The sequence below is a fragment of the Xylanimonas oleitrophica genome (genome assembly GCF_003244315.1).
In the GTDB taxonomy this organism is placed as follows: Bacteria; Actinomycetota; Actinomycetes; order Actinomycetales; family Cellulomonadaceae; genus Xylanimonas_A; species Xylanimonas_A oleitrophica.
Genome location: NZ_QKWH01000008.1, coordinates 59,512 through 79,081, shown reverse-complemented (window position 1 = coordinate 79,081; position 19,570 = coordinate 59,512). Strand labels below are relative to the sequence as shown.

At 74.6% G+C, this 19,570-nt stretch carries 22 protein-coding genes; 16 read left to right on the top strand and 6 right to left on the bottom strand.

Going from position 1 to position 19,570, the window contains the following annotated elements:
* Positions 1-3: 3 nt before the first annotated feature.
* Both eat and DNL40_RS11075 read right to left on the bottom strand, forming a co-directional pair.
* Positions 4-1,434 carry an ethanolamine permease gene (gene eat, locus DNL40_RS11080; protein ID WP_111251319.1) on the bottom strand — a complete coding sequence of 477 codons (1,431 nt, stop codon included), beginning with the start codon at positions 1,432-1,434 and terminating at the stop codon, positions 4-6.
* Between the two features lie 49 nt (positions 1,435-1,483).
* On the bottom strand, positions 1,484-2,578 hold the full coding sequence (locus tag DNL40_RS11075; protein WP_111251318.1) for a phosphotransferase enzyme family protein: 1,095 nt from the start codon (positions 2,576-2,578) through the stop codon (positions 1,484-1,486).
* Positions 2,579-2,922: 344 nt separating this feature from the next.
* On the opposite strand from DNL40_RS11075, the gene DNL40_RS11070 reads away from it, so the two are divergent.
* Together DNL40_RS11070 and DNL40_RS11065 are read left to right on the top strand one after the other, a co-directional pair.
* On the top strand, positions 2,923-4,260 hold the full coding sequence (locus tag DNL40_RS11070; protein WP_111251317.1) for an aspartate aminotransferase family protein: 1,338 nt from the start codon (positions 2,923-2,925) through the stop codon (positions 4,258-4,260).
* Entirely contained in the window at positions 4,257-5,075 is an 819-nt protein-coding gene (locus tag DNL40_RS11065) for a GntR family transcriptional regulator (RefSeq protein WP_146252078.1), read from the top strand. The genes DNL40_RS11070 and DNL40_RS11065 overlap by 4 nt, the downstream gene beginning before the upstream one ends.
* A gap of 15 nt (positions 5,076-5,090) precedes the next feature.
* On the opposite strand, the gene DNL40_RS11060 is transcribed toward DNL40_RS11065, so the two are convergent.
* Entirely contained in the window at positions 5,091-5,573 is a 483-nt protein-coding gene (locus DNL40_RS11060) for a SprT-like domain-containing protein (protein WP_111251315.1), read from the bottom strand.
* A gap of 139 nt (positions 5,574-5,712) precedes the next feature.
* On the opposite strand from DNL40_RS11060, the gene DNL40_RS11055 reads away from it, so the two are divergent.
* From DNL40_RS11055 to DNL40_RS11040, 4 genes are all read left to right on the top strand, one after another.
* A complete protein-coding gene (locus DNL40_RS11055; RefSeq protein WP_111251314.1) occupies positions 5,713-6,249 on the top strand; it encodes a histidine kinase in 537 nt (178 codons plus the stop codon).
* Between the two features lie 79 nt (positions 6,250-6,328).
* Entirely contained in the window at positions 6,329-7,168 is an 840-nt protein-coding gene (locus tag DNL40_RS11050; protein WP_111251313.1) for a DUF4097 family beta strand repeat-containing protein, read from the top strand.
* Between the two features lie 50 nt (positions 7,169-7,218).
* Positions 7,219-7,992, top strand: a complete 774-nt coding sequence (locus DNL40_RS11045) for an ABC transporter ATP-binding protein (RefSeq protein ID WP_111251312.1) — start codon at positions 7,219-7,221, stop codon at positions 7,990-7,992.
* Positions 7,992-8,810, top strand: coding sequence for an ABC transporter permease (locus DNL40_RS11040; protein ID WP_111251311.1), 819 nt, complete (start codon positions 7,992-7,994; stop codon positions 8,808-8,810). Before DNL40_RS11045 ends, DNL40_RS11040 begins: the two co-directional genes overlap by 1 nt.
* Before the next feature lie 78 nt (positions 8,811-8,888).
* On the opposite strand, the gene DNL40_RS11035 is transcribed toward DNL40_RS11040, so the two are convergent.
* On the bottom strand, positions 8,889-11,129 hold the full coding sequence (locus DNL40_RS11035) for an LLM class flavin-dependent oxidoreductase (protein ID WP_111251310.1): 2,241 nt from the start codon (positions 11,127-11,129) through the stop codon (positions 8,889-8,891).
* A 105-nt stretch (positions 11,130-11,234) separates the two neighbouring features.
* On the opposite strand from DNL40_RS11035, the gene DNL40_RS11030 reads away from it, so the two are divergent.
* A complete protein-coding gene (locus DNL40_RS11030; RefSeq protein ID WP_111251309.1) occupies positions 11,235-11,744 on the top strand; it encodes a MarR family winged helix-turn-helix transcriptional regulator in 510 nt (169 codons plus the stop codon).
* Between the two features lie 39 nt (positions 11,745-11,783).
* Here the strand turns inward: DNL40_RS11030 and DNL40_RS11025 are convergent, their stop codons facing one another.
* Positions 11,784-12,494 (bottom strand): FadR/GntR family transcriptional regulator, encoded by a 711-nt coding sequence (locus DNL40_RS11025; RefSeq protein ID WP_111251308.1) that lies wholly within the window; start codon positions 12,492-12,494, stop codon positions 11,784-11,786.
* A gap of 112 nt (positions 12,495-12,606) precedes the next feature.
* Between DNL40_RS11025 and DNL40_RS11020 the strand changes: the two genes are divergently transcribed.
* The 6 genes from DNL40_RS11020 (at position 12,607) to DNL40_RS16770 (ending at position 18,134) form a co-directional block, all read left to right on the top strand.
* A complete protein-coding gene (locus tag DNL40_RS11020) occupies positions 12,607-13,428 on the top strand; it encodes a (Fe-S)-binding protein (RefSeq protein WP_111251307.1) in 822 nt (273 codons plus the stop codon).
* Complete coding sequence (locus DNL40_RS11015; protein ID WP_111251306.1) at positions 13,425-15,065, top strand: LutB/LldF family L-lactate oxidation iron-sulfur protein; 1,641 nt, start codon at positions 13,425-13,427, stop codon at positions 15,063-15,065. Before DNL40_RS11020 ends, DNL40_RS11015 begins: the two co-directional genes overlap by 4 nt.
* Positions 15,062-15,763, top strand: coding sequence for a LutC/YkgG family protein (locus tag DNL40_RS11010; RefSeq protein WP_111251305.1), 702 nt, complete (start codon positions 15,062-15,064; stop codon positions 15,761-15,763). The genes DNL40_RS11015 and DNL40_RS11010 overlap by 4 nt, the downstream gene beginning before the upstream one ends.
* Before the next feature lie 64 nt (positions 15,764-15,827).
* Positions 15,828-16,514 (top strand): uridine kinase family protein, encoded by a 687-nt coding sequence (locus DNL40_RS11005; RefSeq protein ID WP_245885855.1) that lies wholly within the window; start codon positions 15,828-15,830, stop codon positions 16,512-16,514.
* A gap of 66 nt (positions 16,515-16,580) precedes the next feature.
* A complete protein-coding gene (locus DNL40_RS11000) occupies positions 16,581-17,792 on the top strand; it encodes a glycosyltransferase (protein ID WP_218926045.1) in 1,212 nt (403 codons plus the stop codon).
* 69 nt (positions 17,793-17,861) lie between these two features.
* On the top strand, positions 17,862-18,134 hold the full coding sequence (locus tag DNL40_RS16770) for an SDR family oxidoreductase (protein WP_245885854.1): 273 nt from the start codon (positions 17,862-17,864) through the stop codon (positions 18,132-18,134).
* 60 nt (positions 18,135-18,194) lie between these two features.
* Here the strand turns inward: DNL40_RS16770 and DNL40_RS16215 are convergent, their stop codons facing one another.
* A complete protein-coding gene (locus DNL40_RS16215) occupies positions 18,195-18,335 on the bottom strand; it encodes a hypothetical protein (protein ID WP_179951048.1) in 141 nt (46 codons plus the stop codon).
* Here DNL40_RS16215 and DNL40_RS10990 point away from each other — a divergent pair, their 5' ends adjacent.
* The 3 genes from DNL40_RS10990 to DNL40_RS10980 all read left to right on the top strand — a co-directional run bounded on the left by DNL40_RS10990 (position 18,336) and on the right by DNL40_RS10980 (position 19,490).
* Positions 18,336-18,575: a hypothetical protein gene (locus tag DNL40_RS10990; protein ID WP_425450776.1), complete on the top strand. Its 240-nt coding sequence runs from the start codon at positions 18,336-18,338 to the stop codon at positions 18,573-18,575.
* Positions 18,576-18,705: 130 nt separating this feature from the next.
* Positions 18,706-19,029 (top strand): STAS domain-containing protein, encoded by a 324-nt coding sequence (locus DNL40_RS10985; RefSeq protein ID WP_245885853.1) that lies wholly within the window; start codon positions 18,706-18,708, stop codon positions 19,027-19,029.
* Positions 19,026-19,490, top strand: a complete 465-nt coding sequence (locus DNL40_RS10980; RefSeq protein ID WP_111251304.1) for an ATP-binding protein — start codon at positions 19,026-19,028, stop codon at positions 19,488-19,490. Before DNL40_RS10985 ends, DNL40_RS10980 begins: the two co-directional genes overlap by 4 nt.
* The last annotated feature ends 80 nt before the right edge of the window (positions 19,491-19,570 follow it).

Sequence of the window (19,570 nt, the reverse complement as noted above, 5' to 3'; positions counted from 1 at the left end):
GGCTCAGCGCAGCGCCGACTCCGCCGCGGCGATCCTGTCGAACTCCTCCTCGGGCGCGTTCGCCACCAGCCGGTGCCGGCTGTACAGGCCGTAGTAGGCGAGGAACGCGGCGAAGATCGCTGCCGTGATGCCGGCCGCCAGCGGATCGACGACGAAGGTGGCGACCAGCGCGACCACGCTCAGCACGAGCGCCACCGAGGTCGTCACCACGCCCCCCGGGGTGCGGTAGGCACGCGGCATGTCAGGCTCGCGCAGCCGCAGCACGATGTGCGACGCGTTCAGCAGCACGTACGACACCGCCGCGCCGAACACGGCGATGTTGATCAGCCGGTCACCGTTCGCGATCACCACCGCCAGCACGAACCCGATCGTCCCGGGCACCACGAGCGCCCACGTGGGAGTCTGCCGCGCGCTCGTGCGCGAGAGCCACCGGGGCAGGTACCCGGCACGCGAGAGGGCAAAGAGCTGGCGCGAGTACGCGTACACGATCGAGAAGAACGACGCGACGAGACCGGCCAGGCCCGCATAGTTGACGAACGTGGCCAGCCCCGGGCGCCCGGCGGCGTCCAGCGCCTCCGGGAGAGGGCTCCCCGAGGCGCCCATGGCCGCGCTGCCCGCAGCGCCCGGCGCCAGCAGCAGGACCGTCAGCCCGGTGACGACGAGCACGCCCAGGGCGGCGATGATGCCCCGTGGCAGGTCCCTGCGCGGGTCCCGGCACTCCTCGGCGGCGAGCGGAACGCCCTCGATCGCCAGGAAGAACCAGATGCCGAACACCAGCGCTGCCATGGCTCCGGAGATCCCGAACGGCAGGAACGTGCTGGCCCCCGCCGCGCTCGCGTCCGGCACGATGTCGAAGAGCCGCTGCGCGTCGAAGCTGCCGACGGTACCGGCGGCGAACACCACGAGCGCCACCACGGCGACGGCCGAGATCGCGAACATCGCTTTGAGCGCCTCCCCCACCCCGATCAGGTGGATGCCCACGAACACGACGTAGCAGGCGAGGAACACCGGCCACGAGCTGGTCAGCCCGAACAGCCCCAGGTACTCGACGTACCCCCCGATGAACACGGCGATCGCCGCAGGTGCGATCGCGTACTCGATCAGGATCGCCATCCCGGTGGCGAAGCCCGCCAGCCGCCCGAGCGCACGTCGCGCGAACCCGTAGCCGGCACCGGCCGACGGCAGGGCCGACGAGAGCTCTGCCAGGCCGAGCACCATGCAGGCATACATGAGGCCCATGAGCACGAAAGCGATGAGCAGCCCGCCCCAGCCTCCCTGGGCGAGCCCGAGGTTCCAGCCCGAGAAGTCCCCGGAGATCACGTACGAGACGCCCAGGCCGGCAAGCAGCACCCAGCCGGCTGCGCCGCGCCGCAGCGTGCGCTGCGCGAAGTAGGAGTCGTCGGCCTGAGCCGGCGACCTGTCGATGACGGTCATGTGCGGGGTCCTTCCAGGGTCAGGGCGGGTCGGAGACGGCGTCGGAGGCTCAGGAGGAGGGCGCGTGGTCGAGGAGCCACGTGGGGGAGGCGAGGAAGCGGCTCGCCACCTCGACGGTCCCGGGCAGCTGCGCCTCGTACAGCCCCGGTGGCAGCGCGTCGGCCCGGTGGCTGGTGGTCCAGCCCAGCATCTGCAGGCGCCGCAGCATCGACAGGGCGCTCGCATGACGCAGGTCGTCCTCGCCGAGCGGTGCCACCTCGCGGTAGCCCGCCACCCAGGCAGCGGCCATGGCGGGGGCGTACGGCTCGTGCTCCACGAAGGAGAGCGCCGCCGCGTAGTCGTAGAGGTAGTAGCCGTACCCACAGTCGTCGAAGTCGATGACGGTGAGCCGGTCACCGTCCGCCAGGATGTTCGACGGGCGCAGGTCGGCGTGGATCAGGCCCCACCGTCCAGGGACTCGGGGGAGGTCGGCGAGCTCCTCCATCGCCCGGTCCTGGGCACTCTGCAGCAGGCGACGGTGAGCCGGGTCCGTGACGGCGTCCTCCCAGCGGCCCCAGCGGCAGCCCGGGCCGACCATGTCCGCCAGGTCCCACGTGAAACGGGTGAAGCCGTGCGGCGCCTCCCACGTGCGCGCCTGGGCGTGAAACAGGGCGCTCCAGCGGCCGATGGTCTGGTAGTGGGCCGCGGGGTCGGGGAGGTCCTCGAGCGCCTGGCCGGTGACGAACCGGGTGCTGACGCACGCCCACCCGTTCCCGCGCGTGTCCTTGACGACGGCGGTGAACGGCCCGCGGACGGTGGGCACCGGGTCGATGACCCGCACCTCCTCCAGGTCGTGCAGGGCACCCAGCCACGCCATCTCGGACGCGATGGCGTCCGGGCCCCCGACGTATCCGGGCTGGGACACCCGGACGACGCCGACGGGGCGCGCGTCCAGGTCCAGGCGGAACGTGGCGTTCTCGGACACCGTGATCAGGGGCATCTCGACGCGGCCCGGGTCCAGCCCCCAGGCGGCGCACACCCCGCGGTGCAGCCAGTAGGGGGCGGGGGCGCCCTTGCTCAGCGCGTCGAAGACGGCGAGCGAGACGTCGCCGCTCGGCGCGGTCCGGGTGTCGTCAGCGGTCTCGACGACGGCGTGTGTGCTCATGAAGTCCCTCGATGACGTCCTGTGGTTGCGGTCGTCGAGGGGAGCGGGCGGCTCGGCGCAACGGTGCACCCGGCGAGCAGCAGCACGCAAGGGCGGCAGCCGGCCGCGAGCCGGTGGAAACGCACTTTTCACGTGCGCCGCCGCGCGTCATCGGCCTTTTACACGAGTGCCCGGTGCCGTAACGCGTTCTTCACCGGGCGGGCTCGGCTCCGGGCCGTCGGCCGACGACGATGGGTGCTGCGGCGGGCCGGGCCCGCCGGGCGAGGCGGGGCCGGGCGGCTCACCGAGCCGGCGGTGGTGCGCGCGAGCGGCGCCACGGCCACCAGCACGACGAGAGGACCCCTGTGGCGACCCGTTCCACGATCATGGACACGAACAGCTTCCGCCCCGAGGCCGCCGAGGGCGTCGCACCCGAGATCCTCGCGATGACGCGGCGTCGTGCGAGGTTGCTGGGGCCGGCGTACCGGTTGTTCTACCGCGACCCGGTGCACCTGGTGCGTGGGGAGGGTGCTCACCTCTTCGACGCGGACGGCGAGCGCTACCTCGACGTCTACAACAACGTGGCGTCGGTGGGCCACGGCCACCCGCGGGTCGTCGAGGCGGTGCACCGCCAGATGACCACGCTGAACACCCACACCCGCTATCTCCACGAGGCGGTGCTCGACTACGCCGAAGACCTGCTGGGCACGATGCCGGCACAGATCGGCCGGCTGATGCTGCTGTGCACCGGCTCGGAGGCCAACGACCTGGCGGTACGCGTGGCGCAGGCGCACACCGGCCGACGAGGCGTGATCGTCACGGCGGAGGCCTACCACGGGAACACCGCGGTGGTCTCCCAGCTCTCCCCCGCCCTGGGGAGCGCGCAACCGCTGGCACCGTGGATGCGCACGGTGCCCGAGCCCGACCCGCGCCTCGCGGGCTCCGAGGACCTCGCCGGCTGGTACGCCGCACAGGTGAGCGCACAGATCGCGGACCTGGAGAGGTCGGGGTTCGGGTTCGCGGCCTTCCTCGCGGACTCGATCTTCTCGTCCGACGGCGTCTTCCCCGACCCTGCGGGCTTTCTCGCTCCGACCGTCGACGCCGTGCACTCCGCCGGCGGGGTCTTCGTGGCCGACGAGGTGCAGCCCGGGTTCGCCCGCACCGGCAGCGCCTTCTGGGGGTTCGAGCGCCACGGCGTCGTGCCGGACGTCGTCACCACGGGCAAGCCGATGGGCAACGGCATCCCCGTCTCCGGCATGGCGGCCCGGCCCGAGGTGCTCGCCTCGTTCGCCGGGGAGCTGCCCTACTTCAACACCTTCGGGGGCAACCCTGTCTCGGTCGCGGCCGCGCAGGCGGTGCTCGACGTGATCCGTGAGGAAGGGCTGCAGCAGAACGCGGACCTGGTGGGCGCCGTCCTGCTGAGCGAGCTGCGCTCCCTCGCCGCAGAGCACGAGGTGGTCGGGCAGGTGCGCGGGGCCGGCCTGTACCTGGGTCTCGAGGTCGTCTCCCCCGACGACGGCGCGCCCGACCGCGACCGTGCCCTGGACCTCGTCGAGGAGCTCCGCCGGCGCCGGGTGCTGACCTCGGTGTGCGGAGGTCAGGGCAACGTGCTCAAGCTGCGCCCGCCGCTCGTGTTCTCGCCCTCGGACGCGGAGTGGCTCGTGACGGCGCTGGCGGGGGCCTTGACCACCGTGGCCCCGTGACGAGCCCGCCTCCCGCGCCCGAGCGGTCTGCGGCGCCGCCGGCCGCACCGGCGCCGGACCGGCCGGTGGAGGAAGCCGCGGCACGGCTGCGCGCCATGATGCGGCGGGCGGAGCTCGCCCCGGGTGACCGCCTGGGCGACGAGCGCACGCTCGCAGCCGAGCTCGGCATCCCTCGGGCACGCCTGCGCGAGGCCCTCGCGGTGCTGCAGGCGGAGGGCGTGGTCCGCAGGCGGCTCGGACGGGGCGGTGGCGTCTTCGCGTCGGACGGGCGGATCGAGCGCAACCTCAACACGATCGAGGGCCTGCCGGACATCACACGGGTCCAGGGGGTGCACCTGACCACCACGGTGCTGCGTGCCGAGATCGCCGTGCCCTCGCCCGCCGACCGACGTGCCCTGGGGCTCGCCGAAGGGCAGATGGTCTATCACGTCCAGCGGCTGCGGATGGCCGACGGGACGGGGCTGAGCCTGGAGGACACCCGCGCTCCGGCCGCGCTGTTCCCGGACCTGCACCGGCAGGACCTGACCTCGTTCTACCGATGCCTCCGTGAGGTGTACGGCGTCGAGCCGAAGGTGAGCGACGAGAGCGTCGAGGTGACGTACGCGGACGCCGAGCAGGCCCGACTGCTGGGCGTGCCTCCTGCGGCGCCGCTGCTGCGGCTGGTGCGCCGCACGCTCGACGGTCGCGGCCGGGCGATCGAGGCGGGCACAGAGCTGTTCGTCGCGGACCGCATGCGCCTCCACCTGCGCCGCTACGGCGTCGTCGGCGACCCCCACCACGCGCCCGCTGCGGGCGGGGACCGTCGCGTCAGGTGACGGCGCCGAGGGCCCTCACCGGCCCCGTCGGCCTCCGGCGGCGCGCACCGGCACGCCACGGTGCCACCACGAGAACAGGTTCGCCGGGTCGAAGCGAGGGCCGCAGCGCCCGCAGGCCAACGGCCGCGACGGTCGGCGGAACCGCGTCACCCGGTGACCGGCCGGGCACACCCCCACCCAGTCACCCTCGACCGCCGGGGCCCCCGGGTCGGTGGTGCGGCGGCCGGAACCGCCGATCCGCAGCGCCTGCGCCCGCCAGACGGCGTCGTGCCCGTGCCGCGGCCCGACGAGCGCGTGCGCGATCTCGTGCAGCACGGTGTCGCGCACCTGCGTCTCGTCGTAGAGGGCGGTGAGGTGGCGCGAGAGGGTGATGCGGCGCAGGTCGTGCCGGCACTGCCCCGCTCGCCGGCGGGCGTGGTCCCATCCCAGCTCCCAGCCGCGCAGGCCGTGCTCGTCCATCAGCCGCCGGCCCAGCGCGGCGGCCGCCGTCAGCTCCATGCGTCCCCCTGCGTCACGCCCGGAACCGTACCTGGCACTCCGCGTCAGCCGCTGCCCGCGGCACCGACACCCGGCTGCGGACACCACGACACCATCGATGGTGTTGCGATGACACCATCGATGGTGTCATAGTGGCGTCATGGACCTCACGCGCTACGTCGACGACCTCCAGCACCGCCTCGCCACCGCCGCGGGCACAGCCGGTGACGACGCCCGGCAGCTCGCCGAGCGACTGACCGCACCGCTGGACGCCGCCGTGCGCCTCGTCCTGCTCGACGCGCTCTCCCACGCCGCCGGCGAGATCTCGGCCGAGCTCGCCCCCGGCTCCGTGGACGTGCGGCTCCGCGGCGGAGCACCGGAGTTCGTCGTCACCGCGCCGGTGCAGCCCGAGCAGCAGGTGAGTGCAGCACCCCTGCCGCCGTCGCCCACCGAGCCGGTCTCGCCTTCCGGCCCGGCCGAGCCGGAAGGCGCCGGAGCCACCACCCGTACCACCCTGCGCCTGCCCGACCACCTCAAGACGCAGGTCGAGGTCGCCGCCGCGCGCGACGGCATCTCCGTCAACACCTGGCTCGTGCGCGCGGTAGCCACCGCGCTCGAGCAGCCGACCGCACGGCCCGCCGCCCCCGGCCGGCCCGACCAGCGCAGCAGCACCCGCCTCACCGGCTGGGTGCACTGACCTGCCACCGCGACCGCGGGACACCCCGCGGCCCGCCTCCGACACCTCGACACCACCCCAGACACCCGGGAGCCTCGTCATGCCCACCTTCCCCGCGCCCCACCCCGTCCCCGTCCGCGTGGACGTGCCCGCCGGCAGCCTGCACGTCGTCGCCGGCGAACGGGACGACGTCGTCGTCACCGTGCTGCCGGCGGACCCCACCAAGCCGGGCAGCGTGCGCGCCGCCGAGGAGGTGCGGGTGGAGCACGACGGCGACGCCGTCACCATCACCTACCCGGCGAGCTGGAAGCAGTACCTCCTGCCGTTCTCCGCGGGCACGGCGGCGATCACCGTCGAGCTGCCCGCCGGGTCGCACCTCAGCGGCAAGACGGGCTCCGTCCTCGCCGAGGGGCCCCTGGGCGAGGTCGACCTCGCTCTCAACGGCGGCGACGCCCGCATCGAGGAGGCGTCCCGGCTGACGCTCACGGTCGCTGCCGGCGCCGTCGTCGTCGACCGCGCCCCCGGTCCCACCAGCATCAAGGCCAGCGCAGGGTCGGTACGGATCGGGGAGCTGGGCGGCCAGGGCACCGTCCGTGCCGCCAACGGCGCCACCACGGTCGGTTCCGTCACCGGTGATCTCACCGTGACGGGAGCGCACTCCGAGATCGCCGTGGGGCGCGTGCGCGGGACGCTGACGGCCACGGCCGCGCACGCCACGATCCGTGTCGCAGACGTCGCGGGCACCGTCCGGCTCACCACCTCCTACGGCTCGATCGAGGTCGGGGTGCCCGAAGGGGTGGCCGCCTGGCTCGACGTCGCGTCCGCCCACGGCACCGTCCGCAACCACCTCACCCCCACCGACGGACCCGTGGAGCACGAGGCCACGGCCGAGATCCACGCGAGCACCTCCTACGGCGACGTCATCGTCCGTCGCCCCTGAACCGCCCCTGAACCCGCTGCACCCGCCCTGCACCCCGTGAGGAGACCGTCATGACCACCGACCTCGCCGTGGACGTCCGCGGCCTGCGCAAGTCCTACGGCGACCACTCCGTGCTCGACGGCGTCGACCTCGCCGTCCCTGCCGGGACCGTCACCGCGCTGCTCGGCCCCAACGGGGCCGGCAAGACCACCACCGTGGGCATCCTGTCCACGCTCCTGCGACCCGACGGGGGCACGGTGCGCGTCGCCGGCCACGACGTCGTCGCGCAGCCGGAGGCCGTGCGTGCCGCCATCGGTGTCACTGGCCAGGTGTCCGCCGTCGACGACCTGCTCACCGGCACCGAGAACCTGCGGATCGTGGCGTCGCTGCACCACCTGGGCCGCCGTGAGGCGCGCGAGCGCGCCGACGCGCTGCTGGAGCGGTTCGATCTCGTCGCTGCCGCGGGCAAGCCCGTGTCGACGTGGTCGGGCGGGATGCGCCGCCGGCTCGACCTGGCGATGACGCTCGTGGGATCCCCTTCCGTCGTCTTCCTCGACGAGCCCACCACCGGCCTCGACCCGCGCAGCCGCCGCGCCCTGTGGGGCGAGGTGCGGGCTCTCGTGGCGGGCGGCACCACCATCCTGCTCACCACGCAGTACCTCGAGGAGGCCGATCGGCTCGCCGACGCCGTCGCCGTGCTCGACGGCGGCCGCGTCGTCGCCCAGGGCAGCCCTGCCGAGCTCAAGTCCGCGCACCAGGCCGGATCGCTCGACGACGTCTTCCTGCGGCTGACCGATCCTTCCACCCTTTCCACCGCAGAGCAGAGCACCGAGGAGGTGGCCTGATGACCGCCGTCGCCGTCGCCCCCGCGGGAAGGCCCCTGGCCGACACCCTGACCATGCTGCGCCGCAACCTCCTGCGCGCGGTCCGTTACCCCGGTCTCACCGGCTTCACCGTGGGCATCCCCGTCGTCCTGATGCTCCTGTTCGTGTACGTGTTCGGCGGCGCCCTCGGAGCCGGCGTGGCCCCGGGCGTGACGGCCGGTGCTCAGGGCCGCGCCGCGTACCTGGACTACATCACCCCGGCGATCGTGCTCTTCGCCGTCGTCGGAGCGGCGCAGAGCGTGGCCATCACGGCCGCCATGGACGCCACCAGCGGCATCATGGCCCGCTTCAAGACGATGGCGATCGCTCCCGGGTCCGTCCTGGGCGGCCCGGTGCTCGGGACCGTGGTCCAGGGGCTCGTCGCCGTCGTGGCGGTGCTGGGGCTCGCCGTGGCCCTCGGTCTGCGGCCCGCCGCCGGAGCAGGTGGCTGGCTGGCCGTCGCGGGGCTCGCGGCCCTGGTGACGTTCGCGCTGAGCTGGCTGTGCGTGGCGATGGGCCTGGCGGCCCGCTCGGTGGAGACGGCCTCGAACACGCCGATGCTCCTCACGGCGCTCCCCTTCCTCGGCAGCGGGTTCGTCCCCGTGGAGACGATGCCCGCGGGCGTCCGCTGGTTCGCCGAGCACCAGCCCTTCACGCCCGTCATCGAGACGACGCGCTCCCTGCTGGCGGGCACCGGCCTGGATACCTCGACCACGGTCCAGGCGCTCGCCTGGACCGTGGCGATCGGGGCCGCCGGCTACGCCTGGTCGAGGTCCCTGTACCGCCGGGAGCGCCGCTGACCCCCGGGTGCGACGGCGGGTCGGGCCCCGCCGTCGCACCCGTACGCACTCCGGCGCGGTGCCAGAGGGCCCGCCGGGTCAGTCGGCCGGCGGGATGGGGAAGTTGGCCCGGAACACGTTGTCCGGGTCCCAGTCCCGCTTGAGCGCCCGCAGCCGGGTGAGGGTCTGCCCGGGGAACGCCTCGGCGAGCCGCTCCGGGCGGGTGTCGGTGTCGAAGGACAGGTACAGCCCCTCGGTGTGCGGCCCCATCTCGGCGTCCCACACGGGGTCGATCTCGGCGTGGTCCGAGCCCATCGCGGAGAGCAGGAAGTTCTGGTGCCGGTGGGCGTAGGCGGTGGCGTCCGGGGCGACGTCGTTGCCGGCACCGCCCGTGGCCCGGATCTGCAGGAAGTACGCGGCACCCGACCAGGCGACCTTCTCGAAGGCTCGCGCCACCTGGTCGTCCACGTGCGTGACCAGGCTGGAGCGCACGACCGGGTCTCCCCCGCCGCCGTGGTGCTTCTCGGTCTGCTGGACCACCCCGGTGTAGGGCAGCAGGTACGCCTGGTGCTGCAGCACCGGCCCGGAGTCGGCCAGCAGCTCCAGGTGGGTGACGGCCGCGTCGGTGTCGTCGCCGGCCCACACGGTCATGAGCTGCGCGACAGGTCCCTGCCCGCGGCGGGCGGGCGAGAGGATCAGGAACGAGGTCAGCTCCCGCGGAGCGTCCTCCACGGCTGCGGCCCAGCGCTCGAGCAGCCCGGCGGTGTCGGAGGCGTCGAGCGCCATCTGCGAGAAGACGACGTCGCCCAGCACGCCGGCCTCGAGCTCGAACGAGGTGACGACTCCGAGGTTGGCTCCCGCACCGCGCAGCCCCCAGAACAGCTCGGGGTTCTCGTCGGCGGAGGCGCGCACCACGCGCCCGTCGGCGGTGACCACCTCGGCCGCCACCACGTGGTCGATGGTCAGGCCCTGCGAGCGCCCGAGGAGCCCGACGCCCCCGGCGGTGGCGAGGCCTCCGACCCCCACGCCGCCAGAGTCGCCCGAGGTGATCGCCCACCCGTGGGGGGCCAGCTCGGCGGCGACCTTGCCCCAGGTGGCGCCGGCGCCGACGCGCACGCGGCGGGTGGCGTGGTCGAGCACCTCGACGTGGTCGAGCGCCCCGAGGTCGACGACGATGCCACCGTCGTTGGTGGAGCGGCCGCTGATGCCGTGGCCGCCGGAGCGGATGCCGAGCGGCACGTCCTGGGTGCGGGCGTAGGCGAGCGCCTCGACCACCTCGCTGGTGCCGCGGGGGCGCAGCACGAGGCCGGGGGCGCCGCTGCGCAGGTAGTTGTGCCGCACGCCGGGGTAGGCGCGGTCGCCGGGCTCGACGGCGCGCTCGGCCAGGGCTGCGGGCACGGCGTCGTAGTCGATGCCGTCGCGGCGCAGGGCGATGGCGCGCGGGCCGCGGCGGGAGGCGGCGGGCGTCGTACCGGCGGACGCGCGCTCGGCGGCGACCCGCTCGCGGACGGCGGGGGCCACCTCCTCGCCGAGCAGGCGGACGGTGGCCGGGTCGTCGGCGGCGACGACGAACGTGCCGACGCCGTCCTCGAGAGCGAGCCGCACCAGCTCCTCCACCCACTGCTCGGTGGGGCCGGACGGCGGGGTGACGTTGAGCAGGCGGCGGATCTCGGCGGGGTGGCGCCCGGCGGCGTGGGCGGCCTCGTCGATGATCGCGTTGCCGCGGGCCAGGTCGCCGTCCTTGAGGTAGGGCGCCGAGGGCAGCCAGCCGTCGGCCTTCTCGGCGACGAGGCGGAGCATGCGGGGCTTGTAGGCGCCGATCCAGACGGGGATGTCGTGGGCGGGGGCGGGGCCGCGCTTGGCACCGGCCACCCGGTGGTGCTGCCCCTCGACCCGCAGGGCGCGGCGCTCGGTGGTGTCCCAGATGCCGCGCACGACGTCGATGGCCTCGCTGAGCGCGTCGACGGACTCGCCGGGGGTCAGGCGGGGGGCGCCCATGGACTCGATGGCGTCCCAGAACCCGCCGGCGCCGAGCCCGAGGGCGACGCGGCCCCCGCTGAGCAGGTCGAGGGACGCGGCTGCGCGGGCGAGGACTGCGGGTGGGCGCAGCGGGAGGTTGAGCACGTTGCCCGCGACGGTGACGCGGGAGGTCTGGGCGGCCACCCAGGAGAGCAGGGTCCAGGTGTCGAGGAAGGACGGCTGGTAGGGGTGGTCCTGGAAGGTGACGAGGTCGAGCCCGACCTCCTCGGTGAGCCGCGCCAGGCGCACGGGGACCTGCGGGTCGGCGTTGGTGGGGGTGATGAAGGTGCCGAACGCCAGGTCGTGGCCGTAGTCCGTCATGCGTGCGTCCTCGGGGTAGTCGGTGCGACAAGATCGTCTGCTGCACAGACGATATCAACGACAACTCGTCTGCGGACCTGTTGCTTCCCGGCCTACCATCGAGTCATGACGACGCCGGCCCCGCCCGCAACCGCGGCCACCACGCCCTCCCTCCTGGGGTGGTCGCTCGCCGCCCTGCTGCGCGAGTGGAGCGCGCGGGTCGCCGAGCTGTCCCAGGAGCTGCCGCACGGCCCTCGCGGCTACCAGGTGCTCGCCGCCGTCGTCCACGACGCCCCGCCCACGCAGGCAGCCCTCGCCGCCCGGCTCGGCATCGACCGCACCGTGATGACCTACCTGGTGGACGCGTTCGTGGGCTGCGAGCTGGTCGAGCGCCAGCAGGACCCGGCCGACCGCCGGGCGCGGCGCATCGTCGCCACCGAGCACGGGCGGCGGGTGCTCGCCCTGATCGACGCCCGCGTGCGGGAGGCCGAGCGCGAGCTGCTCGGCGACCTCGACGACGCCGAGCGGGACGTGCTCTACACCCTGCTGGAGCGCGCGGCGTCGGGAGCGGCGCACGACGACGACCGGTGCGGCGTCGTGGCCCAGGCGCAGAACGCGGCGGACGCCGGCGCCTAGGGGCCACGCCAGGACGGGCGCTCGCGCAGGCGCCCGGGCTCAGCCCTCGGCCGACGCCGAGGCCAGGCCCGTCTCCTCGTAGAAGCCCCAGATGTGCTGGTGAGCGAGCTTCTCGGCCCGCTCGCCGTCACGCTCGGCCACGGCCGCGACGATCGCCTTGTGCTCGGTGCACAGGCGCGCGCTCGTGGTCTCCCACGACGGCAGGCGCTCGGCGCCGGCGGTCACGTAGGAGCCGATGGCGGTGCGCAGCCCGGAGAGGATGGCCTCCACGAGCTGGTTGCCGCCCAGGCGCACCAGCGCGATGTGGAAGTCCTGGTCGCGGCGCACGAACTCGGCCGTCGAGATGCCGGGCTCGTCGAGCGCGGCGAGGAGCTCCCGCACCTCCTGCAGGTCCTCCTCCGAGGCGAGGCGCTCGGCGGCCTGCGCCACGGCCCACGTCTCGAGCGCCGTCCGGGTGGCGACGACGTCCTCCACCGGCAGCGTGCCCGACGCCACGTGCAGGCGCACCGCTGCGCCCAGGCCCGCGGCGGGGCGGTCGATCACGGTGGCGCCCGCCTCGGGGCCGGAGCCCACGGCGGTGCGCACGATGCCCATCGCCTCCAGCACGCGCATCGCCTCGCGCACCGAGGGGCGGGAGACGCCCATCTGCTCGGCCAGGGCGCGCTCTCCGGGGAGGCGCTCGCCCAGGCCCCACTTGCCGGAGGCGAGGTCGGCCTCGATCTGGGCGAGGACTCGTTCATGGGTACGCACCGCCCCAGCATAGACCTGTGGACGGACCACAGGGGTGGAAACCGCCGTCCAGGGGTTATGGTGTCGTGTGGTCGGTCCACAAAGCCGTGGACCGGGACGAAGGAGCCCCACCTTGCGCATCGCCCTGGCAGCCACGTGCATCGCCGACACGCTCTTCCCCGACGCCCCCCGCGCCGTCGTCCGCCTCCTCGAGCGGCTCGGCCACGAGGTCGTCTTCCCCTCCGGCCAGGCGTGCTGCGGCCAGATGCACGTCAACACCGGGTACACGGCCGAGGCCGTGGGCGTGGTGCGCAACCACGTCACCACGTTCGCCCCCGTGGCCGACGGCGAGTGGGACGCCGTGGTCATCCCCTCCGGGTCCTGCGCCGGGTCCGTGCGCCACCAGTCCGCCGGCGTGTGCCGGCGCGCCGGCCTCGACGCGCTCGCCACCACCGCCGACGCCGTGGCCGCCCGCACCTACGAGCTGTCCGAGCTGCTCGTGGACGTGCTCGGCCTCACCGACGTGGGCGCGTGGTTCCCGCACCGCGTCACCTACCACCCCACCTGCCACTCCCTGCGGATGCTGCACGTGGGCGACCGGCCCGTGCGCCTGCTGCGCGCCGTCGAGGGCATCGACCTGGTCGAGCTGCCGGAGGCGGAGAGCTGCTGCGGGTTCGGCGGCACGTTCGCCCTGAAGAACGCCGACACCTCCGCCGCCATGCTCGCCGACAAGACGGCGCACGTGCGCTCCACCGGTGCCGCCGTGGTGACGGCCGGTGACATGTCGTGCCTCATGCACATCGGCGGCGGGCTCTCCCGGCAGCAGGCCGGGGTGCGCGCCCTGCACCTGGCGGAGGTCCTCGCCTCGACCCGGCAGGACCCGACGCCGCTGCCGCGCGGCGTGTTCTCGACGTCGGGCGCCGCCGCCGGCCCGACGGCGGAGGCCGTCCGATGAGCCGCACCTTCCTCGGCCTCCCGGCGCTGCGCCGGGGCGGGCACGGCGGCCCGGGCGGCGGCACCGGCGACCCGGCCGGCGCCCACCGCGACTCACCCGTGGCGGACGAGCCGTTCGGCCCCGTCCGCCACCCCGACGCCCCCCTGCGCTGGGGCGAGTCGTTCCCCCGCGCCGCCAAGGAGGCGCTCGGCAACGCCCAGCTGCGCCGCAACCTGGCCCACGCCACGAGCACCATCCGCGCCCGGCGAGCCGCCGTCGTGGGCGAGGTGCCGGACTGGGAGGCGCTGCGCGACGCCGGCTCTGCCCTCAAGGAACAGGTGCTGGCACGCCTGCCCGAGCTGCTGGAAGAGCTGGAGCGCAACGTCACCGCCCGCGGTGGCGTCGTCCACTGGGCCCGGGACGCGGCAGAGGCGAACCGGATCGTGGCCGGCATCGTCAAGGCCGAGGGCGCCGACGAGGTGGTCAAGGTCAAGTCGATGGCCACCCAGGAGATCGGGCTCAACGAGGCGCTGGCCGCCGAGGGGATCGCGGCCGTGGAGACGGACCTGGCCGAGCTCATCGTGCAGCTCGCGGACGACATGCCGTCCCACATCCTGGTGCCCGCCATCCACCGCAACCGGTCGGAGATCCGCGACATCTTCCTGGCGCGCATGGGCGACGCCCCGCCCGACCTGAGCGACGTGCCGCGCGAGCTGGCGATGGCCGCCCGGGCCCACCTGCGGCGCAAGTTCCTCTCGGCCAAGGTCGCGGTGAGCGGCGCCAACTTCGCCGTGGCGAGCACGGGCACGCTGGCGGTCGTCGAGTCCGAGGGCAACGGGCGCATGTGCCTGACCATGCCCGAGACGCTCGTGACGGTGATGGGCATCGAGAAGCTGGTGCCCTCGTTCGAGGACCTCGAGGTGTTCCTCCAGCTCCTGCCCCGCTCGTCCACCGGCGAGCGCATGAACCCCTACACCTCCCTGTGGACGGGCGTGACACCCGGTGACGGCCCGCAGAGGTTCCACCTGGTGCTGCTCGACAACGGCCGCTCCCAGGTGCTGGCGGACGAGACGGGCCGGGCCGCCCTGCACTGCATCCGCTGCTCGGCCTGCCTCAACGTGTGCCCCGTGTACGAGCGGGTGGGCGGCCACGCGTACGGCTCGGTCTACCCCGGGCCCATCGGGGCGATCCTCACCCCGCAGCTGACCGGGCCGGGCGCGCGCACCGGCGGCGGCCACGGCGACCCCAACGCCGCCCTCCCCTACGCGTCCACCCTGTGCGGCGCCTGCTACGAGGTGTGCCCGGTCAAGATCGACATCCCCTCGATCCTCGTGGACCTGCGGGCCCGCGAGGTCGACGCCGACCGCGGCCGCCTGGCCGACCCGACGGCGGCGGCGATGAAGGTGGCCGGGTGGGTGATGTCCGACGGCGGCCGGTTCGCCGCCGCGGGCCGTGCGGCGTCGCTCGGGCGCGTGGCCGGCGGGCGCGACGGCGTCGTGCGGCACCTGCCGTTCCCGGGCTCGCGGTGGACGGCCTCGCGCGACCTGCCGGCACCGCCCGGCCAGACGTTCCGGGACTGGTGGACCAAGGAGCACGAGCCCGGGCGCACCCCGCCCCCGGCGCACGAGCCGGGGGACAGCGGGGAGGAGCAGCGGTGAGCGACGCACGCACGCAGGTGCTGGCCCGGGTCCGGCAGGCGCTCGGGCGGGGCACGCCGTCGGAGCCGGTTCCCCCCGAGGTGCCGCGCGCCTACCGGTCCGCCGGCGAGCACGCCCCCGGCTCCGCAGCGGTGCTGGACCAGCTCGTGGACCGGCTGGAGGACTATCGGGCGCACGTGCACCGGGTGGCGCCCGGCGGCGTGGCCGACGCGGTGGCGCAGATCGTCGGCCACGCCACCACCGTGGTGGTGCCGCCCGGGCTGGACCGCGAGTGGCTGGCCGGCCTGGTCACCGACCCCACCTCCGGCCGCTCGCACGACGCGGTCCGCGTCGTCGTCGACGACCCCGCCGCACCGCTGCCCGCCGAGATGCTCGACGCCGCGTCCGCCGTCGTCACCGCGGCACGGGTCGCGATCGCCGAGACGGGCACGATCGTGCTCGACGGCGGGCCCGACCAGGGGCGGCGCGCGATCTCCCTGGTGCCCGACGTCCACCTGTGCGTGCTGCGCGCCGGCCAGGTCGTGCAGACCGTCCCCGAGGCCGTGCGCGCCCTGGCCACCTCCCCGGCCAGGCCGCTGACGTGGGTCTCGGGCCCGAGCGCGACGAGCGACATCGAGCTCAGCCGCGTCGAGGGCGTGCACGGACCGCGCACCCTGCACGTGCTGCTGGTCGAGGAGGCGGGCGCCCCGGGTGCGTAACGCTGCGCACACCCGGCGCCCGGCGGCCGGGGCCACCGCCGCCCGTGCCGCAGAATGGACGTCCGTGACCACCCCCGCACCCGACCCCGGTACCGCCGACGCCGTCGAGCCGGGCACCCTCTTCGACGTGCCCGACGGCGCCCGCCGCCCCCGCGTGCGGATCGTGCTCCTCACCGGGGCCTCGGGCTCGGGCAAGACGGCGCTGACCCGCCGCCTGGGCCTGCCGGTGGTCATGCTGGACGACTTCTACCTCGACGGCGACCACCCCGGGCTGCCGCACCGGTTCGGCATCGTCGACTGGGACGACCCGCGCAGCTGGGACGGCGAGGGCGCGCTCGCGGCCCTGTGCGAGCTGGCGTCCGACGGGCGGGCCGAGGTGCCCGTCTACGACATCCCGACCAACCGCCGCACCGGCAGCGCCGTCGTCGACGCGGGCAGCTCTCCCGTCGTCCTGGCGGAGGGCATCTTCGCCGCCCAGCTCGTGGCCGCGTGCCGGGCGGAGGGCATCCTGGCGGACGCGATCTGCCTGCGGCGCTCCCCGCTGGTGACGTTCTGGTTCCGGTTCCTGCGCGACGTCGCGGAGGCCCGCAAGCCCGTGCCGACCCTGCTGCGCCGCGGCTGGGCGCTGCTGCGGGCCGAGCCCGACCTCGTGAACCGATGGAGCGCTCTCGGTTGCAGAACCGCGACCCCCGCTCAGGCCGAGCGAGACATCCGCGCGCTCGCGGGTCAAGATTCCCCCAAGACGTCATAGGAAGTTAACAGGGCGGACATCCACGCCTCACCAGGGGACCTCACCCTGGGGTGAGGAGGTGGTCCCGTGATCCAGCGCTCGTCCCAGCACGGCCTGCGTGTGCTCTCCCTCTACGAGGGGTTCTTCTCCGGCGGAGCCCGGCAGCTGCACTCGACCGTCGTGGCCGGCCTGCACAGCAGCGGCCGCCAGCGGCACAGCGCGCTGAGCATCCACGAGGAGGTCCGGCGCGAGGCCACCCTCCAGCGGATGGTCGACGACCAGCGCTACCGCCTGCTGCGCTCGGCCGGCGTGCCCGTGACCTCCCTGGGGCGGCGCACCGACGACGCCCCCGACCCGCGCACCTTCACCGAGCAGGAGATGGAGCGGGCCGTGCGCGAGGTACGGGGCACGCACGTGGTGCTCTCCCTCAAGGAGCAGCCCCTGCGGCTGGTCAACCAGCCCGGATTCCCCGACCGCCCCGTGGTGGCCTGCCTGCACCGCTCCGACCCCGAGCACCAGGGCGCCGCGCTGGACGACCTCATCGTGGCCGCGGACACCGGGCGCCTGGCCGCCGTGGTCTGCTGCGCCGAGTCCACGCGCGACGCCTACCGCGACGCCGGCGTCCCGGCCAGCCTGCTGCGCGTGGTGCCCAACGGCATCAACCTCGCCCGGTTCCGCCCCGTCTCCGGGGCCCGCCGCCTGGCGCTGCGCGGGGCCACCGGCATCCCCGCGGACGCGAACGTGGTGGTCTACGCCGCCCGCTTCGACACCATGAAGAACCCGGGCCTGTTCGTGGCCGCCGCCCGCCAGTACCTGGAGCGCGACCCGCGCGGCCACGTGGTCATGTGCGGGGCGGGCATGAGCCCGGCCAACGAGGACCTGATGGCCGAGCTCGACCTCGCGTTCGGCGACAGGCCGGAGCTGCTCGAGCGCGTGCACCCGCTGGGCGTGCGCACCGACATGGAGCTCGTCTACGCGGCGGCCGACGTCGTCGCACTGACCTCCGTGTTCGGCGAGGCCGCCCCGCTGTGCCTCATCGAGGGCGCGATGTGCGGTGCGATCCCCGTGACGACGCCGGTGGGCGACAGCGCCCGCATCGTGGACGGCATCGGGTTCGTCACCGGGTTCGACCCCGCGGAGATCGCCGAGACGTGGATCGAGGCCGCCGCCCGCCGCGACGAGCTCACCGCCGCCCTGACCAAGGCGCGGCCGCGTTTCAGCCACGTGCGCATGCTGGCGGGCTACGCCTCCGTCATCGAGCGGGCGCACCGCGACGCGGGGGTGCTCGTCCGGGCTTGAGCGCCGGCCACCACGCAGGACTCCGCGAGGCCGCCCGCCGCGGCCCGCCTCGGGGCTAGCGTGGGGTCCGTGGCCCCCCTCACGCTCGTCACCGGTGGTACCCGCGGCATCGGAGCCACCGTCGCGCTACGGCTCGCGGAGGCGGGGCACGACCTCGTGCTCGGGTACACCGCGGACGACGACCCCGCGGGCGACTCCGGCCGCGCCGCTCGCGTGGGCGCCGTCCACCCGATGCGACGCGTCGCCACCCCCGAGGAGGTGGCCGCCGTGGTCGCCTTCGCGCTCGGCGACGACGCCTCCTACATCACCGGGGAGACGATCCGGGTGGCCGGCGGGCGCTGAACCCGCACCCGACGCCCCTGCGGCCAGGCTCTGCGACGGGGCTCTGCGGACCCGCGCCGGTCAGCCCGTCGACTCGCGCAGCACCACCTGGGTACCGAGCGGCGTACCCCACGCCGCGTCCCCGGCGGGCGCCACCGCCGCCGCGACGGCCTGGCGCCCCATCTCCTCCAGCGGCATGCGCACCGTGCTCAGCGCTGGCACGTGGTCTACCAGGTGTGCGACTGGGTGCTGCCGCTGCAGCCCGAGCCGCTCCACTCCCGGGGTCACGTCGGCGACGGCTACGTGGACTTCCCCACCATCACCCGGTGGGTCGCCGAGGCCGGGTACAGCGGCGACGTCGAGACGGAGATCTTCCACGAGGGCGTCTGGGCCACAGACCCGCACGAGACCGCCCGGACGGTCGCCGCGCGCTACGCGAGGCACGTGCTGCCGTCGCTGTGACGATCCTCCCTTCATCCACCGACCACCCGTGCAGCCCGCGCGGACCCCGCCGGGCGCGAGTAGTGTCAGGGCGGTCACCCGGCGGCGGACCGTTCGCCGCCGGGGTTTGGTGGGTACGAGGAGGACGAGCGTGACGCAGCACGGCGACGTCAGGATCGAGGACGACGGCGCCCTGTGGGTCATGAGCGGCGAGATCGACGCCGCGGTCCAGGCCCGGGTCGAGGACGCCCTGCAGGACGCGGCGACGTCGGCGGGACGCCGGATCGTCGTGGACCTCTCGCAGGTCACCTTCATGGACTCCGGCGGCCTGCGCCTGCTCTACCGCGCGGCGTCGGCCAGCGACGAGCCGCCCCTGCTGCGCGGCGTGCCCGACCACATCGACGACCTCCTGCAGCTGACGGGCGTGGCCCCGCTCTTCGAGAGCGCACCTGCCGGGCCCGGGGGCGCCCGATGACCCTGGCCGAGGCTCTCCCGCCGCCCGAGCTGACCGAGGTGGCGCGGTGGACCATCCGGTCCGTCGACGACCTGGCGATGGTCCGTGCCGCGCTGCAGGCGGCCCTGCAGGACCCCGTCGAGGCACCTGCGGGCGGCAGCGGCGGGACCACCGCGGTCGTCCTCGGCACGGTCGCGCAGGCAGAGATCCAGCGCATCGTGCTGGTGGCCAGCGAGCTGGCCACCAACGCCCTGCGCCACGGCAGCCCGCCCTTCTCGGTGCGCCTGCTGCGCGACGAGTCCAGCGCCACCGTCGACGTCGTGGACCACCGCCCCGACGTGCCGCCCGTGCTCGCCGCACGCCGCGCTCCCGGTGCCGGCGGCTTCGGCCTGCAGCTCGCCCGCCGCGTCTCGCGCGAGGTGGGCTGGTTCCGCTCGGGAGACGACGAGAAGCACGTCTGGGCCTGCTTCCGGACCCTCTGACGCCCCTTCGACCCGCCGAGGGGCCGCACTCGTCTCACGACGCGCTGACGGACGCCGATCGGGGGGAAGGCGTCGAGGAG